Genomic DNA, 16,298 nt, shown 5'->3' with positions numbered 1-16,298 from the left:
TGGTTAGCTGCTCGAGTTCAGTTCTTTCGGAGTCTGTTAGATCTACAATATATTTTTTCTTCGGCATTTTTTTGTCTGAAGTTGGATAACTTCTTCCAGATTAGCTCTTTTTTTATCCCTCAAAACAAAATTGATGCTCTACTAGCCCTGCCCAACGGATTTAGTATGATTCATGGTCGAACAGTCCACTCGCCTAAGTTTTCCAACAATTCCTATTTTTTCATAATTAGGGGTCTCAAGACCCCCCTAGCGGCCACCGAGAAAACCCTCACCAGCTAAGTATTTTTACTCAAGTTTCTGGAGGGGGACAGCTTAGGTGACAGTTGAGGGTGCGGAATGTGGGTTAATAAATAGAGACGTACCGTAGATGGTACGTCTCGACGCTCTCAAAGTTTTACAGTTCTTTTAACTTCGATCGCAATTCCTCTAATTCCGCATCCACTGCCGAATCCCTGACGGTGGTTGCTTGGGGTAAAGTGGGTTGACTAGAAGCTGTACCAGGTAATGCTCCCCCGGACATTTGTGCTTTTAGCAGTGCTAATTCATCATCCACATCGCTACCCGATTCTAGTGCAGCGAATTGATTTTCGATGCCGATGCCACCCAATTCACCGATCGCTTGACTACGGGCTTCTATCTGCACAACTTTTTCTTCCATGCGCTCAAAAGCGGACATGGAACTACTGGTATCGATACTGCCGAGGGTTTTTTGGAGTTCTTCGTTAGCTTTTGCGGCTCTGGAGCGAGCTACTAACATATTTTTCTTGGTTTTTGCCTCAGAAATCTTACTTTCGAGCGCAATCAAGTTTTTTCTCAGACTTTCTACCTGTACCGTTTGCTGATCCAGTTGATTTTTGAGAATGGCGGCGGTTTCCGTGAAATCTTTCTTGCGTTTAAGAGCTTCCCGGGCGAGAGTTTCATCCCCTTTAGAAAGGGCTAATTTGGCTCTTTGTTCCCATTTATTGGCTTCTGACTGGTCTTTGCTGTATTTTTGTTCCGTTTGTCGCTGTTCGGCGATCGCTCTAGCGACCGCTTGACGTACCTGTACTAGATCCTCTTGCATATCACTGACAGCTTGTTCCAGCATTTTTTCTGGATCTTCAGCCTTGCTCACCATATCATTGAGGTTAGCTCGGACAACTCGGCTAAGGCGATCGAATAAACCCATGACGCTCTTGTTCCTCTCGGTGTGTACTAAATCAGTTAACTGTTCTTAAAATTTCCTATCTTGCCTAACGGCTTATTCTCTAATATAAACCACGAGAGCTAGGATAGGGGATAGGAGTTAGGAGTCAAGAGTCAGGAGACAGCTTTTTTCTCCCCACACCCCACACCCTACACCCCACACCCCACACCCCACACCCTACACCCCACTTCCCACATTACCCATCCAAGTTTTCTTGTTTTAACTTGAGTAATTCCGCTTCAATTTGTTTTTGTCCCTCCAAATCTTGGAATTGTCGCTCTAAGGGGTCTTTATACTGGATTAAATCGGCTTGGGATTCGGCTTCTAGGACTTTTGCTTCTAATTTCTCGAAAATAGTCCCCATCTGACTGCTGTTCAAACTGCCCATAATTTCTTGGGCTTTTTGACTGGCACTCGCCGATCGCAATCTGGCCAGATAAAGGCTTTTCTGTGCTTTCATCTCAGCATATTTGCGTTCAATTGTCAAGAGTTCTTTCTTTAACTTTTGTATAATAGCCGTCTGTTGTTGCAGGGAGGTTTGTAGGGGGGCGATCTGACTTTGATAGGTTTGCCATTGGCTGAGAGCTTGGCGGGCGAGTTCCTCGTTACCGTGATGTAGGGCTAATTGGGCGCGTTCGTGCCAAGTTTGGGCCGCTTTTTCCTGTTGTTGTCGTTGGCGCTCGGTACGTTTCTGGGTAGCGACGGCTGCCGCCAGGGCTTGTCGCATTTGCATCAATTCCCCTTCCATCGCCAAGATCGCCTTTTCCAGCAGTTTTTCGGGATCTTGATTTTCCTGAATCAGACTATTGACTTGGGCGCGAATTGCTTGGCCCATGCGATCAAACAAACCCATTGCCGTCCTCCCGATAGGAACCCTAATAGTTTACCGAAGTGCCGCTCCTATCAATAATGATAGAACTAGGGACGGGGGACTGGGAGGGATCGGCTGTTTCTGAAGGTGCCGGACTACTGGGAGAAGGGGATGCTTGTAATTCTGGCGGTAACTGTTTCATTAACTCCACCGCCTCCTGTCGGTTTTGATTGGCCAAGCGACGGGCTTTTTCCCGTTGAAAAAAGGGTAAATTAGCGGGTGATTCTTCTCTTTGACGCAATTCCTCCAACATTCGTTCGTTAATGATCGCGGTCGAGGGGGCGGGGGTGACTTGGGGCGGTGGCGGTGGTGGTGCGGAAACTAGGGAAGATGCTGGAGGGGTGCTGGGGTCCGGGGGGGCGACGGGTAAAGATTGCTTGATCTTACTGACGGGTAATTGATGGGCCGGCATTGGGGATGGTGGCGGATTCGGGGGTAAGAGGGCATTAGTCAGATTGATAGCGGTGGGGGGACTCTGAACCACTGGTGGGGCGGGAATGTTAGCGATCGGGCTAGTTTTAACCGGAGGAGCGGGAATATTAACGATCGGACTGGTTTGAGGAGTTTTCTGTACTGGGCGAGCGATCGCTATCAATCGATCGAGGTGGCGGGAGTTATTTTGGCGCTGCTCGAGGGGGGAATTCTCAGTTTTCCTCGGGGTGGGGGTAGTATTGGTTAACCATTGATTGAGACTGAGGAGACTATTAGCAATTAAAAAGATCACCATTGCCCGGATACCCCAAGGGGTAAAAAAGAGATCTTCAGCTTGGGGATAGACGTTAATGACAGCAGCTTCTAGGTATTCTGGTTCCCGAGCGGGATCGATGGCTGAACTGGGTTGATGAACGATCGAGAGAGGGGAATCTTGGGGGGATGGGGATCGATCGGATTTCATGACGGTATTATAAGGTTATGCTGAAAAGTTAGCAGGTTTTTTCGTCCTAGTCTAACGTGGTATTCTCTAGATTTTCCCTATGTCTTTACATTCTCTTGCCAAAATTTTGGCGGCTATTACTCAACAGGAGGGTTGGGAAGAATATCGCCACTATGATCAAGTGCTGCAATTATGGCCAAAAATTATTAATCCCCGTCTGCTGGAGCAAACCCGGCCTTTTTCCCTCAATCGCGGGGTTTTATCGGTGGCTACCAGTAGTGCCGCTTTAGCCCAGGAATTGTCTTTACAACGCTATAGCTTATTAAAACGGCTTAATAGTCAGTTAGAGACTCCCTTGAGCGATATCCGCTTTTCTGCTGCCCGTTGGCAGCAGGATAGTCAGTTAATTCCGCTAGAAGCGATCGCGCCTAATTCCCTCAGAGATCATCCTAGCTATGTCACCCCGGAAAAACCGCCAGAAAATCCCCAGCAACCGGACATTTTAGAGACTTGGAGCCAGAAAATACGTCATAGAACCCGATCCTGGCCAATTTGCCCTCGTTGTCAGTCTCCCAGTCCCTCCGGAGAGCTTGAGCGTTGGCAATGTTGTGCTTTTTGTTTTGCCCAGTCGGGCGGGGTAAAAGATGCAATTTTTTTATAGTATTGTGGAAAGAGTGGTTTTGAGTCAGCAATCAATTGGCCGATCTTTTCTGTCTTAATTGAACCTGTATTCATCAATTCTATCGAGCTAAGGCTTGATCCCCGCTTTGTTATTGCTGATACTAGACCCAATAACCTCGGCCACAACTGAGTTGAACTCTTCAGTTTTGAGACAGTGCTGCTTTTTGCAAAGTAACTATTAAAAGATTCTAAAAATAAAATTTTTTTTGGGGATCACTAAAAACTATATGGCATATCAGTTCTAGCTGTGGTAGTCAGGAAAATACCCTTGGCACAGGGTAGGACAATATTACACAGAGCGAAAAGAGAGTCATCCCTTGAGTTCCCTATAATCATCTTCCTTTTAAAGCCAACCCATGCAAGCCGCAAACTTTCTTACCTCTTCCTGTCGATACTGCCGATACTATCAAACCCAAGGTCGGCGCGGTGGCACTTGTCAACAACTAGATGTTCCCGTCGAAGCTCATTGGAAAGCCTGCGCTTTAGCGATGCCTCCTTTTAGTACTGAATGGCAACAACTCAATCGGGTGGTTAGTTTAGAACAGTCTCTAGAATTAACCTGTACAGTGTCGCCAACTCCCGTGGTGGTTTCCCCTAGTCGTCATGCTCCCCGACAACCGATCGCGGTTTAGAATATCTGGGGCCTAAACAGGAGCAAAAAATTGGCGTTGTCCATTAAAAATTTGAATTCACCCTCCCACATCTTTTAGAGTGCTATTTTTGAGATAATAGATCAGTTAATTGCCAAGATAAAGCTAGGAAAGGCAGAATTCAGGAGTCAGGAGATTATTTTTATTTATTCTCCCTACACCCCACACCCCACTTCCCGATAATTAATGTCGCCAGAATGCCCCCGATGACTTCTAATCATCCCCTGAAAATTGGTATAGTTGGGACAGGGTTCGCCGCTCAACGTCGCGCTGAAAGCTTGCAAGCGGATGATCGCGCCCAGCTTCTGTATGTTAGCGGTAATAGTGCCGAATCGATCGCTAATTTCTCGCAAAAATACCAAATTTCTGCCCTAGATTCGGCAGTAAGCCTGGCCAGCCATCCCGATCTCGATCTGATTGTCGTTGCCAATGTTAATCAGGCCCATGCCTCGATCGCCCGTACTGCCTTAAAATCCGGTAAGCACGTTATCGTCGAGTATCCCCTAGCTTTTCACCCGAAAGAGGCGGAAGAATTAATCACCTTAGCCGAAACCGAGAACAAATTACTGCACGTCGAACATATTGAACTTTTGGGGGGACTGCATCAAACCCAACAGCAGTATTTAGCCAGCCTCGGCAATATCCACCTGGCCCGTTATACCACGATCGCCCCCGGCAGACCGGCACCCCGGCGCTGGACATTTCATCGGGATTTATTCGGTTTTCCTTTGATCGCTGCCCTTTCTCGTATCCATCGCTTTACTAATTTATTTGGAGAAGTGGAGTCCGTATCCTGTCATTGTCGTTATTGGAATGCCCCGGAATCCGATTATTTTCTGGCCTGTTTGTGTGAGGCGCAGTTATTATTTAAAAATGGCTTAATTGCTGAAGTTACCTACGGTAAAGGCGAAGTTTTTTGGCAAAATGAGCGAACTTTCACTATTCATGGCGAGGGGGGCAGCTTAATTTTTGAAGGGGAAACAGGGCAGTTAATTAATAGTGAAGGTAGCCAAGCTTTAGAAGTGGAAACCCGTCGCGGTCTTTTTGCCAAAGATACCGCCATGGTGCTAGATTATCTGTTCGATCGGTCTCCTCTTTATGTTACTCCCCAAGCCAGTCTTTATGCCCTAGAAGTGGCATACGCTGCCTATCAATCTTCTTTGTCGGGAAAAACAGTTTTTCTCGCAGACAATTAAACCGAATTAGACTTTTTGAATTAACTTTCTGCCTAGTAAACCCTGGGGACGAACTAACAACATAATAAAGAGAATAGCAAAAGCGATCGCCTCTCGATAACCGGAATATTCTGCGGGAACAAAAGCTTCGGCAATACCCAATAATAAACCACCGATTACTGCTCCGGGGATACTTCCCAATCCCCCTAAAACAATCACTCCTAAACCTTTTAATCCGAAAGCAATACCGAAATAGGGGCCAGCGATACTAACACTAGAACCGACTAAAGTTCCTGCTAAACCTGCCAAGGCACCACTAATAAAAAAGGTAATCACGATAAATTTTTCGGGATTGATCCCCAACAAACTGGCCGTGGTGACATCTTCAGCTACCGCTTGTAAAGCTTTGCCCATTTTGGTGAAATTAACCCAATAAGTTAGCAAAGCCACCATAACTGCTGAAACCAGAAAAATAATAATCTGAATTGTGCGAATTGCCACGGGGCGATCGGCTGTACCGAAATTAATTGCGGGGGGAAGATTGCCATAAATACCATCGGGAAAAGTATAAATTTCTGCCCCGAATAAGTATTGAATGACATTGACAATCACCACGGCTGCCCCTAGGCTAGAAACCAAGGTTAAGAGGGAATCGGAACCCCTTACCCGGAGAGGTTTAAAGGCCAATCTTTCCAGAAGAACCGAGGTGAAACCTGAAAGGATACAGCCGAGCAAAAGTGCCAAAAAAAAGGGCAGGGAAAAGGGTAATTTGGCATTAGCCAATAAACCATTAAAACCGAAAACTCCCCCCGCTAGAGCGTAGGTAAAATAGGCACCGAGGGTAAAAATTGCGCCATGGGCAAAATTGATAATCCCTAAAATGGAAAAAATCAAAGTGTAACCGAGGGCAAAAATAGCATAGACACTACCGATCGATAAACCGTTTAAAACCTGTTGAAAAATCGTTACTAGATCCATTGTCAGGGTTAGCTAGGGTAACTTTTGATTATAACTGACGGTCGCCACCACATCAGGTAAAGGACGCTGCAGTTTATATAACCAGAATAAACCGAAAAGACCGACAGCGATCGCTCCTAAACTAATTATTTGCGCCATTTTCAAAAGCCCAAACATTAAACTATCGGTGCGTAGTCCCTCAATCCAGAATCTACCTAGACTGTAGGCGATAAAATAGACTAGGGTAAGGGTGCCAATTTTTAATTTACTGGGCTGTTTTAAACCCCAGAAAAATAGATAGATGAGTAGGGCAAAAACTGCCAGATTCCAGAGAGATTCGTAGAGAAAGGTGGGGTGAAAATAATCGACGGCGATATATTCTAAAGGACGACTAGCCGGAGGAATAAACAACTTCCAAGGTAAATTAGTCGGACTGCCAAAAGCTTCCGAATTAAAAAAGTTACCCCAACGTCCAATCGCTTGACCGAGAATAACTGAGGGGGCCACCAGATCGAGTAATTGCCAAAGAGAAACCCGATTAATGCGAGCAAAAATTAGGGACGCCAGCAAACCCCCGATAATTGCCCCGTGAATAGCGATACCTCCCTTCCAAATGGCGATAATATCAGCAGGATTTTGCGCGTATTCTTGCCACTGAAAGAGAACATAGTACAGACGGGCTGCAGGTATAGCCCCCACTACTAACCAAATGGCCAAATCAGCGATTAAATCGGGATTGATCGCTCTTTTTTGAGCTAGGTACTGGGAGAGGGTGACACCCAATAATACCGCCATAGCGATGAGAAATCCATACCAGCGCACCGAAATCGGTCCGATCTCCCAGAGGACGGGACCGGGGGACTGAAAGACAAAACCTAAGAGCATAAAATTATTAAGAATAAAAAATTTTATCTTTCCTATAGTATCTTATGCTATGATCAAATACGGTGATACATTTGCGGATGTGGCGGAATTGGTAGACGCGCTAGATTTAGGTTCTAGTGTCTTTGATGTGTGGGTTCGAGTCCCTCCATCCGCATTAACCTTCGGGTCGATGAAGTGTAACCTGATTTGGCGTTGACGAGCGACGACCCAAAAGGGAAACTTGTTGATTTCCATTTTTGAGACTCCGGTTCAGATTTATTTTTTCAACTGACTTCTTACCCAATTCCGAAATGCTTTGACTAACTCTAGGTAATCCAATGTTTCAGCTTGTTGTAAAAATATAGCAATCTCTGAAATAGGAATATTTATAAAAAATTGACTGGTTGGGGAGGTGATATAAGTGCCATGTTGTAATTGTTGGATGACCAGAGATTCCCCATTATAAACCCAAACCTCTGCCACGCCTAGATCTGCATAAACCTGAAGGCGATTTTGAGAACTGCTGGTGACATCAATTTCTATGACTAAATCCGGTGCTGGGTCTTCATTTAAGTCCAGTCGCTTTTTCCCCCGAACCGCCTCAATATTATCAATGTAAAAACATTCATCTGGTTCTGCACCACTTAATTGAGGGCGTTTAAAGGTGGTAGAACCGAGGGGATAAATCGGGACTAGCGATTCTTCCGCTAGGGTTTCGACAAAGCGACCGATGAGTGTTTTACTAAATTCGTGTCCGGTCGAAGGAGCCATGATTTCTAAATTGCCACGATTGTAGGTCAGCCAGAGACGGCGATCGCTCATTTCTGCGAGCAACGTTTCGTAGGTTTTCCAGCTAATCCCGGACAGGTGAATTATTTCAGCCGGTGGTGCGAGCAGTGTTACAGTCATAGATTCAAGCAAAAATCCCCTGCTTCCATAATAATCAAAGGGTGAGCATTGCCCACCCTTGCTAATTAAGCAGTTACTACCGGGGAAGCTAACCGTTTAAAGGTCAATCTTTCATCGGCCACATCGACAAAAATCGTGTCTCCCCCTTTGAATTCGCCGCGCAGAATTGCCTTAGCGATCGGAGTTTCCACATATCTTTGTACTGCCCGTTTTAAGGGTCGCGCACCGTACACTGGATCGTGACCAATTTCTGCTAGATAATCGAGGGCAATATCGGCAAGTTTCAGGGCTAATTTTTGTTCCATCAAGCGATCACTGAGATTGGCTACCTGTAGTTTGACAATCGATCGCAGTTGCGCTTTTTGTAAACTATGGAAAATGATCGTTTCATCGATACGATTGAGGAATTCGGGACGGAAACTATTCCGCATTGCTTCCATCACCCGCGCCTGCATTTCCTCGTAACGAGACTCATCACCAGCCACGTCTAAAATGTATTGAGAACCGATATTACTGGTCATAATAATGATGGTATTTTTGAAATCAACCAGATGACCTTGAGAGTCGGTTAAGCGCCCATCGTCAAGGATTTGTAACATAACGTTAAAAACGTCGGGATGGGCTTTTTCAATCTCATCAAAGAGGATGACAGAGTAGGGACGACGCCGGATTGCCTCGGTTAATTGTCCCCCTTCATCGTAGCCGACGTATCCCGGAGGCGCACCCATGAGACGGGAAACGCTGTGTTTTTCCATGTATTCCGACATATCGATGCGAACTAGAGCCTCTTCGGTGTCAAAGAGATTGCGCGCTAAAGCTTTCGCCAATTCTGTCTTGCCAACACCCGTCGGACCGAGGAAAATAAAGCTGGCCGTGGGACGGTGGGGATCCGATAAACCGGCGCGGGAACGTTGAATCGCTTCGGCTACGGCTGTGACCGCTTCCTCTTGACCGATGACACTTTCGTGTAATTCCTCTTCCAGATTGAGGAGTTTTTCTTTTTCCGATTCGATTAATTTATTGAGAGGAATTCCCGTCCATTTCGAGATAATTTCGGCGATATCCGATTCGAGAACTTCTTCCCTTAATAAACTTTTACCGGTGGTTTGTTTGTCGGCCAATTGAGTTTCTAGGGCGGACATTTGCCGCTGCAGATCGGTTAATTTTCCGAACTTTAATTCCGCGGCGCGATTATAATCATAATCTCGTTCGGCCTGTTGAATTTCTAGATTAACTTGTTCGATCGCTTCTTTAACCCCACGAACTTGATCGATAATCTCTTTTTCCCCTTGCCATTGGGCATTTAATCCCGATTGTTCTTCCTTGAGGTTAGCCAGTTCTTTTTCTAACTTTTCTAACCGTTCTCGCGAAGCTGGATCGTATTCCCTTTGTAGAGAAAGTCTTTCCATTTCTAACTGGAGAATTTTGCGATCAATTTCATCGAGTTCTTCCGGTTTGGAAGTGATTTCCATCTTCAATTTGGCCGCCGCTTCATCAACTAAATCAATGGCCTTATCGGGCAAAAAGCGATCGCTAATATAACGATTAGAAAGCAGTGCCGCTGCCACTAAAGCATTATCGGCAATTTTCACCCCATGATGCACCTCATAACGTTCTTTGAGACCGCGAAGAATCGAAATAGTATCGACCACATTTGGTTCATCCACTAAAACCTCTTGGAAGCGTCTTTCTAATGCCGCATCTTTTTCGATATATTTGCGGTATTCATCGAGGGTAGTGGCCCCAATACAATGCAATTCACCCCGGGCTAACATTGGTTTTAATAAATTGCCCGCATCCATTGCCCCTTGAGTGGCTCCCGCACCGACAACGGTATGAATTTCATCAATAAACATGATGATATTGCCTTGGGAATCGGTTACTTCTTTGAGGACAGCTTTTAATCTTTCCTCAAATTCTCCGCGATATTTTGCTCCCGCAATTAAGCCACCTAAATCGAGAGAAATGAGAGTCCGATCTAACAGAGATTCTGGCACATCACGGTTAATAATCCGCTGGGCTAATCCTTCGACAATGGCTGTTTTTCCTACTCCCGGTTCCCCGATTAAAACTGGGTTATTTTTAGTCCGACGCGAGAGGATCTGAATGGTGCGACGGATTTCGTCATCCCGTCCAATTACGGGGTCTAATTTACCTTCCCGTGCCAATTGGGTGAGATCCCGTCCGTATTTTGCTAGGGCCTCATATTTGCCTTCTGGATTCTGATCGGTCACTTTTTGACTACCTCTGACTTGTTGAATAATTTCCTTGAGTTTGTTTTCGGTAAGTCCGAATTCTTGAAAAATATTTTTACCGAAGCGATCATCTTTAGCGTAACCTAAAATCAAATGCTCGATCGAGATAAAGTCATCTCCAAATTCTCGGCGATAATTTTCTGCTCGATCGAGTAAACTATCTAAACCACGACCTAAATAAATCGAGTCGCCGGGGTTAGAGATTTTCGGTTGACGACGGATAAAATCATCGGTTCGATCCCGCAAACGGGCTAGACTAATATTAGCTTTACTAAAGACACTGCCCGCTAATCCCTCCTGTTCCAGTAGGGCTTTCATTAGATGTTCGCTTTCAATTTGTTGCTGGCTGTTCTGTTTGGCAATGTCCGGCGTTTTGACGATTGCCTCCCAAGCTTTTTCCGTAAATTGTTGTGGATTGGTTGGCTGCATTTTCTATAAGAGATTACTTTTATACCCTTGAGACTATTCTAGATTGACCGGTTTGTTGGCTTCTAGGGGCTTACCGTACCTAGTTAAGGGGGATTTCCCCTCAATGGTGCGATTTAAGCCGCTAAAGTTGATCAGCTGTAATGGATTTAAACTGCTTCTGGGAAATTTTAGTACAAATGTTCAATCTCTCAACCAAGCTAAAATCTTAATTATTAAAGATGTCCAGTGATTACTGATTACTGATGACTGTTTACAAGGGCCGAATCTAAAACCTAAGTAGGGAGGCACAATTATTTGTAGGATGGGTTAGCGGTAGCGTAACCGATGCAGGCGTTGGGTTTCATGCTTCAACCCAACCTACGTTCTGATAACTGATTACTGATAACTGATGACTGATTAATTCCCCCCTAAAATACTCTCTAAGCGATTAAAGATTTAACTTTACTAATGATACCAACTGGGTCAATACCTTGGTGGGGGAATTGTTCCCATAAACCGCCACAACCTTCATGGTGAGTACCGATGTAGGCGTATTTAGGAGTTAAACCGCGTTCGAGTAACCAAGAACCATAACGGCTACCTAAACCTGTGCGACGGTTAAATGCTTCTACCACTAAAACAAAGGGAGAATTACCAACTTTAGCGATAATTTCTTCATCCACTACATTGAGAGTCGGTTTATTAATTAAACCCACGTCAATACCTTCTTGTTTTAAGCGTTCCACTGCATCTAAAGCGCGGTATAAACCATCTCCAAAGCTGATGATATAACCGGCAGTGCCTTCCCGAATTACTTCATCTTTTCCGGGGACAAAGGTGTAACCATCGCCAAAGAAATTATGACCGTTAGTATCAAGAATATTGGGAGTTTTAGAACGAGTCGAGAAGATAAAACGTAAACCGGGTTGATGGAAAGTTGCCTCGACACAAGCGGTCATTTGTGCCGCATCGGCCGGGAAATAAAGACGGGTTTCGTAACCGTCATCCAGTCCATTGTCGGCAAAGAAATTATTCAAACCAAAGTGACAGGTATTATCCGCCATGTCATCGATACCGGAATGGGAAAAATGACATAAAAGATTAGAATAATTCAAACGCGCCATGGTGATTTCAGAAATACACATTTCTAGAAAAGCGGCAAAGGTGGCGAAAATTCCCTGTTTACCTTTTTCCATACCAAAACCGGCGGCTGCCGAAAGATTGCCCCGTTCCATAATACCGGAAGGAATAAACACTTCGGGATGTTTATCGTGGATAATTTTCAGACCGCAGGAACCCTCTAAATCGCTATCTACTACTAATACCTTAGCCTTGCGTTCTTCCTCGCTCATTTTGCCTAAAAGACTGACTACTGCTTCGCCGAAAACGTTGCGGTTAGAACCCCATTTATCCCCAGAACCGAGGAATTTATAGTCATTAGAAGGCTTCTTAATACTGTTGAGATATTCCACGGCGGCACTGTGTCCTTTTGCCTCTAAATATTTCAAAGCCAAGGGGACAGAAATCACATCATGACCGTGGTTAGAACCTTCTAAACCTTCAATACCGGGACACATGGGACGTTTATTAATAATCGCAATCGGGCCAGGAGTATTAATTGCTTCACAGATATTGCGATACAAACTATCGATATCTTCCCCATCTCCCACTAACACTTTTAGACCATGGCCAACGAGAGTTTTGGCCACATCATAACCGGGTAAATATTTGGAAGGATTACCAGCAATCGTCACATCATTATCATCAATAATCAGCTTAACATTGATGTGTTGAGCCACGGCTAAACGGGCAGCTTCCGCGTCATTGCCTTCCTGTTGAGAACCATCGGAACCTAAACAAAAAACGGTTTTTCCGGGGTTAGCTAAAGCGACACCGTTAACGTAGGGCCACATATGTCCTAAACGGCCAGAACTAAATTTTACGCCGGGGGTTAATCCTAATTCCGGGTGTCCGGGGAGTTTAGAATTAGCCTCGCGGTAGTGCATTAATTGTTCTGGGGGTAAAGAACCTTCTAACGCAGACATGAGATATTGAGTACCGACGCGGTGTCCCGCTTCATCGAAGAAAATTGGTACAAATTGACTAGGTTGACTGCGGAAAAGAGCATCGAGAATCACCACTTCCGGGACGGTATCGTAGGGGCCGCCGGTGTGTCCACCCACACCCCGGGCTGCACCCGTGGCAGTAAAAAAGATGATAGCATCGCGACAGAGTTGGATATTGGCTTTTAGGGCGCTTCTTTGCTCGTCGGTGAGGGTGGGGTTACTGGGGTCGAGACTGATGGGTTTATAGGCGCTCAAATCGATGGGAAAGGCTGTCATTGTCGATTTTCCTTAATGTAGAGAAATAACTATAGTCAGGGAAATCATAGCCTAGAATGTCACCCGATCGATTGATTGAATAATTTCTTATCATAGGTGTAGTCCCTAATACAAAAGTTTTACCCTTGCTGGGATACTGTCCACGGTCCGGGACAGGGGAAATCTTAAAAAAGATACGGGAAAAAAAGCTGTTCTTGAGGGCAATAGTCCAGAATGGCAGCTAAGACCAAGTAAAAAGGATAACCTTTGACTCGGTTTTCCTTTTCGGGAGGCGGTCGTAGGTCGTCAATATCAAATTAGGTTATACTTCATCTTTATGAGAAGGGCTGTCAGTTGATATTAATGCAATCTCTAGCCCAAAAATCGGCGCATAATTAACAAAAACTAGATTTAAGGTAAAAACTATGTGTTTAGGCATACCGGGACAAATTACGGCAATTATTGATGAAAACCATCATCTCGCTCTCGTCGATGTGGGGGGTGTAAAAAGAGAAGTAAATATCGCTTGTATTGTTGATGAAGACCATCCCGCTAATACTTGTGTAGGGGATTGGGTATTAGTTCATGTGGGTTTTGCCATGAATCGAATCGATGAAGATGAGGCGCAAGAAACCTTAAATTTATTAACACAATTAGTGGAATTAGAGGCAGAATTTAATCATAATTAATGTTCTTAAAGTAGTCACCCATAAATTAATGCTGTTGTCTATCTCTAAGAAATGTAAATTACGGCATTATTACTGACGACCGACAGCTAAAAATTATAATTAAAGGAGATAAACTATGAAATACGTTGACGAATTTCGTGATCCAGTTAAAGCGGCAGGATTAATTCAACAAATTGAACAATTATCGATAAGAATCTCTGAAAAACGGCAAAAAGTTACTAAAATTATGGAGGTTTGTGGAGGTCATACCCACTCAATTTTTAGATACGGTATCGAGGCAATACTTCCGGAAACTATCGAATTAATTCATGGTCCTGGATGTCCCGTTTGTGTAATGCCGCGAGGTCGTTTAGATGATGCCATTTTTCTCGCACAACAACCGAACGTAATTCTGACAACTTTTGGCGATACTATGCGTGTCCCCGGTTCCCATTTGAGTCTGCTGCAAGCACGAGCAAAAGGTGATGATATTCGCATGGTTTATTCTCCTCGCGATGCCTTAAAAATTGCCAGAGAAAATCTCGATAAAGAAGTAATATTTCTAGCCTTAGGTTTTGAAACAACCGTTCCTAGCACAGCTTTAACCGTTTTAGAAGCGCAAAGAGATGGTGTCACTAATTTTAGTTTATTTTCTAATCATGTGGTGATTATTCCCGCTCTGAAAGCCTTGTTAGATAACCCGGATCTACAGTTAGACGGTTTTGTTGGTCCCGGTCATGTTAGCATGGTAATTGGCACAGAACCCTATCAAGTTATTGCCCAAGAATATCATAAACCTGTGGTAGTTTCTGGGTTTGAACCTTTGGATATTCTGCAATCAATTTGGATGGTATTAAAACAATTAGATGAGCAGAGATGTGAGATCGAAAATCAGTACGATCGAGTGGTACAAAATCAAGGAAATAGAGTCGCTTTATCGGCAATCGACCAAGTTTTTGAACTGCGGGATCAGTTTGAATGGCGAGGTTTAGGAGAAATTGCTCAAGGAGGGTTAAAACTGCGAGATGAGTACAGTAATTTTGATGCGGAGAAGAAATTTACCTTACCCAATCAGCGCGTTAAAGATCACAAAGCTTGTCAGTGTGGCGAAATTCTTAAAGGTGTTTTAAAACCCTGGGAATGTAAAGTATTTGGGACTGCTTGTACTCCCGAACATCCCATCGGCACTTGTATGGTTTCTAGTGAAGGTGCTTGTGCCGCTTATTATAAGTATGGTAGAAATTAGTAAATTTTTTTACTGATTAGGTTCCTTTCCGGTGAGGAAACGCTAGAATTATCACCAGAAGAAATTAACAATCTCTCGGTGATAAAAAAGATGAAGATCAAAAATAATCTGGGTTTATTTGGCTTAACCACCTCTCTACTGCTAGTTATCGCTTCGGAAATTGTTCTTGCTTCCCAAGAACAAACCCTAGAACTGCAACCAAGTCAACCCCCCAGCGCCGATTTTTTCAAACCCGTCACCAATCTAATTAAAGATTTAAACCATCAGGGAGTAACCATCACCGATCCCAATGATCCCATGGCGGTGCGCTACCGAGTCAATTCCCCCTGTCCTGGTTGTTCGGTTTATCTAGGCACGGGAGTTGCCAATCCTCGCACCCAGACTAATAATAATGGCATGGGAATCAATTTTGGTCTTGGTTTCACCATGCCCTTCTCACCCTAAATACCGATGACATATTTACGCCATTCGTGATTGTGATTCTCCCTGGTGTGCTTTAATAGCTCAAAGTGGAGACTGCTGTAGGGACGACGCGGTTGGGCGTGCAGGGACATATTGGCCTCTTTTGGTGTACGATTGCCCTTATGCACATTACAACGCACACAAGCCGCCACTAAATTCTCCCAGGTATCACCCCCTCCGCGAGAACGGGGAATCACATGATCGATGGTTAATTGTTCACCTCGGTAGAGACAGTATTGACAGGTGTGATGGTCTCGTTCGAGAATATTACGACGGGTTAAAGGAATTTCCTTGTAGGGAACACGGACGTATTGCCTAAGACGGATAACAGAAGGCAAGGGTAAGTCACGACAAACCACTTTTCCGTTATGTTCTAGGGATTCAGCTTTTCCTTTCAACAATAAAACGATCGCGCGCCGCCAACTGGTAATATTTAGCGGTTCGTAGGAGGCATTCAACACGAGAACCTTGCTCATAGGTGTCTGGAGATCGCTTGAATTTACCCCGAATGGTAGCACAGATCCCTGAGATGGGAACCTATTATTCTAAATCCGTTGAGTATAGATCTGGTAGGGTGCGTGTTTGCGGCGATAATCTCTGACAAAAAAACAAATTAACAATCCGCACCCCACGCACCAACTTGATTATTAAATTGGTGCGTTACGCTTTGGCTAACGCACCCTACTGGACTGTTTCAGCTAATTTGGTGTATTAGAAAAATGCTATAAATTCTATAATCTAAGACTTTAAGCCGAAATCTATTGCCCTATT

Annotated in this window: 15 protein-coding genes and 1 tRNA gene; 7 read left to right on the top strand and 9 right to left on the bottom strand. The window is 44.5% G+C overall.

Annotation, left to right across the window (positions count from 1 at the left end):
* Positions 1–394: 394 nt before the first annotated feature.
* The 3 genes from IM500_RS05915 to IM500_RS05905 form a co-directional block, all read right to left on the bottom strand.
* Positions 395–1,168 (bottom strand): PspA/IM30 family protein, encoded by a 774-nt coding sequence (locus IM500_RS05915; protein ID WP_190721468.1) that lies wholly within the window; start codon positions 1,166–1,168, stop codon positions 395–397.
* Between the two features lie 214 nt (positions 1,169–1,382).
* Positions 1,383–2,039: a PspA/IM30 family protein gene (locus IM500_RS05910; protein WP_190721470.1), complete on the bottom strand. Its 657-nt coding sequence runs from the start codon at positions 2,037–2,039 to the stop codon at positions 1,383–1,385.
* 22 nt (positions 2,040–2,061) lie between these two features.
* Positions 2,062–2,952, bottom strand: a complete 891-nt coding sequence (locus IM500_RS05905; protein WP_190721471.1) for a hypothetical protein — start codon at positions 2,950–2,952, stop codon at positions 2,062–2,064.
* A 79-nt stretch (positions 2,953–3,031) separates the two neighbouring features.
* Between IM500_RS05905 and IM500_RS05900 the strand changes: the two genes are divergently transcribed.
* The 3 genes from IM500_RS05900 to IM500_RS05890 all read left to right on the top strand — a co-directional run bounded on the left by IM500_RS05900 (position 3,032) and on the right by IM500_RS05890 (position 5,458).
* Positions 3,032–3,592 (top strand): DciA family protein, encoded by a 561-nt coding sequence (locus IM500_RS05900; protein ID WP_190721472.1) that lies wholly within the window; start codon positions 3,032–3,034, stop codon positions 3,590–3,592.
* A 376-nt stretch (positions 3,593–3,968) separates the two neighbouring features.
* Positions 3,969–4,244 (top strand): hypothetical protein, encoded by a 276-nt coding sequence (locus IM500_RS05895; protein WP_045356513.1) that lies wholly within the window; start codon positions 3,969–3,971, stop codon positions 4,242–4,244.
* A 215-nt stretch (positions 4,245–4,459) separates the two neighbouring features.
* Positions 4,460–5,458 carry a Gfo/Idh/MocA family protein gene (locus IM500_RS05890; protein ID WP_190721473.1) on the top strand — a complete coding sequence of 333 codons (999 nt, stop codon included), beginning with the start codon at positions 4,460–4,462 and terminating at the stop codon, positions 5,456–5,458.
* A gap of 6 nt (positions 5,459–5,464) precedes the next feature.
* Here IM500_RS05890 and IM500_RS05885 read toward each other — a convergent pair whose 3' ends face one another.
* Together IM500_RS05885 and lgt are read right to left on the bottom strand one after the other, a co-directional pair.
* On the bottom strand, positions 5,465–6,415 hold the full coding sequence (locus tag IM500_RS05885) for a branched-chain amino acid ABC transporter permease (RefSeq protein WP_002757675.1): 951 nt from the start codon (positions 6,413–6,415) through the stop codon (positions 5,465–5,467).
* A gap of 12 nt (positions 6,416–6,427) precedes the next feature.
* Positions 6,428–7,279: a prolipoprotein diacylglyceryl transferase gene (gene lgt / locus IM500_RS05880; protein ID WP_287737963.1), complete on the bottom strand. Its 852-nt coding sequence runs from the start codon at positions 7,277–7,279 to the stop codon at positions 6,428–6,430.
* A gap of 73 nt (positions 7,280–7,352) precedes the next feature.
* On the opposite strand from lgt, the gene IM500_RS05875 reads away from it, so the two are divergent.
* Positions 7,353–7,433 (top strand) — tRNA-Leu (locus IM500_RS05875).
* Between the two features lie 101 nt (positions 7,434–7,534).
* Here IM500_RS05875 and IM500_RS05870 read toward each other — a convergent pair.
* From IM500_RS05870 to IM500_RS05860, 3 genes are all read right to left on the bottom strand, one after another.
* Positions 7,535–8,167 carry a Uma2 family endonuclease gene (locus IM500_RS05870; protein ID WP_287737962.1) on the bottom strand — a complete coding sequence of 211 codons (633 nt, stop codon included), beginning with the start codon at positions 8,165–8,167 and terminating at the stop codon, positions 7,535–7,537.
* A gap of 65 nt (positions 8,168–8,232) precedes the next feature.
* Positions 8,233–10,851: an ATP-dependent chaperone ClpB gene (gene clpB / locus IM500_RS05865; RefSeq protein ID WP_190720810.1), complete on the bottom strand. Its 2,619-nt coding sequence runs from the start codon at positions 10,849–10,851 to the stop codon at positions 8,233–8,235.
* A gap of 419 nt (positions 10,852–11,270) precedes the next feature.
* Positions 11,271–13,172: a thiamine pyrophosphate-binding protein gene (locus IM500_RS05860; RefSeq protein WP_287737960.1), complete on the bottom strand. Its 1,902-nt coding sequence runs from the start codon at positions 13,170–13,172 to the stop codon at positions 11,271–11,273.
* A gap of 404 nt (positions 13,173–13,576) precedes the next feature.
* Between IM500_RS05860 and IM500_RS05855 the strand changes: the two genes are divergently transcribed.
* The 3 genes from IM500_RS05855 to IM500_RS05845 all read left to right on the top strand — a co-directional run bounded on the left by IM500_RS05855 (position 13,577) and on the right by IM500_RS05845 (position 15,509).
* On the top strand, positions 13,577–13,840 hold the full coding sequence (locus tag IM500_RS05855) for a HypC/HybG/HupF family hydrogenase formation chaperone (RefSeq protein WP_158201891.1): 264 nt from the start codon (positions 13,577–13,579) through the stop codon (positions 13,838–13,840).
* Positions 13,841–13,955: 115 nt separating this feature from the next.
* A complete protein-coding gene (gene hypD / locus IM500_RS05850) occupies positions 13,956–15,065 on the top strand; it encodes a hydrogenase formation protein HypD (RefSeq protein WP_190720801.1) in 1,110 nt (369 codons plus the stop codon).
* A 90-nt stretch (positions 15,066–15,155) separates the two neighbouring features.
* The gene (locus tag IM500_RS05845) at positions 15,156–15,509 is read left to right on the top strand and encodes a hypothetical protein (RefSeq protein WP_194013642.1); all 354 of its coding nucleotides are present in this window, start codon (positions 15,156–15,158) and stop codon (positions 15,507–15,509) included.
* On the opposite strand, the gene IM500_RS05840 is transcribed toward IM500_RS05845, so the two are convergent.
* Positions 15,506–16,003, bottom strand: coding sequence for an HNH endonuclease (locus IM500_RS05840; protein ID WP_012268298.1), 498 nt, complete (start codon positions 16,001–16,003; stop codon positions 15,506–15,508). The genes IM500_RS05845 and IM500_RS05840 overlap by 4 nt on opposite strands.
* Positions 16,004–16,298: the final 295 nt, after the last annotated feature.

Origin of the sequence: Microcystis sp. M179S2 (assembly GCF_020245805.1) — a bacterium.
GTDB classification, from domain to species: domain Bacteria; phylum Cyanobacteriota; class Cyanobacteriia; order Cyanobacteriales; family Microcystaceae; genus Microcystis; species Microcystis aeruginosa.
Note: the sequence above shows the minus strand (reverse complement) of the source record. Positions and strands in the feature narration are given on the sequence as shown.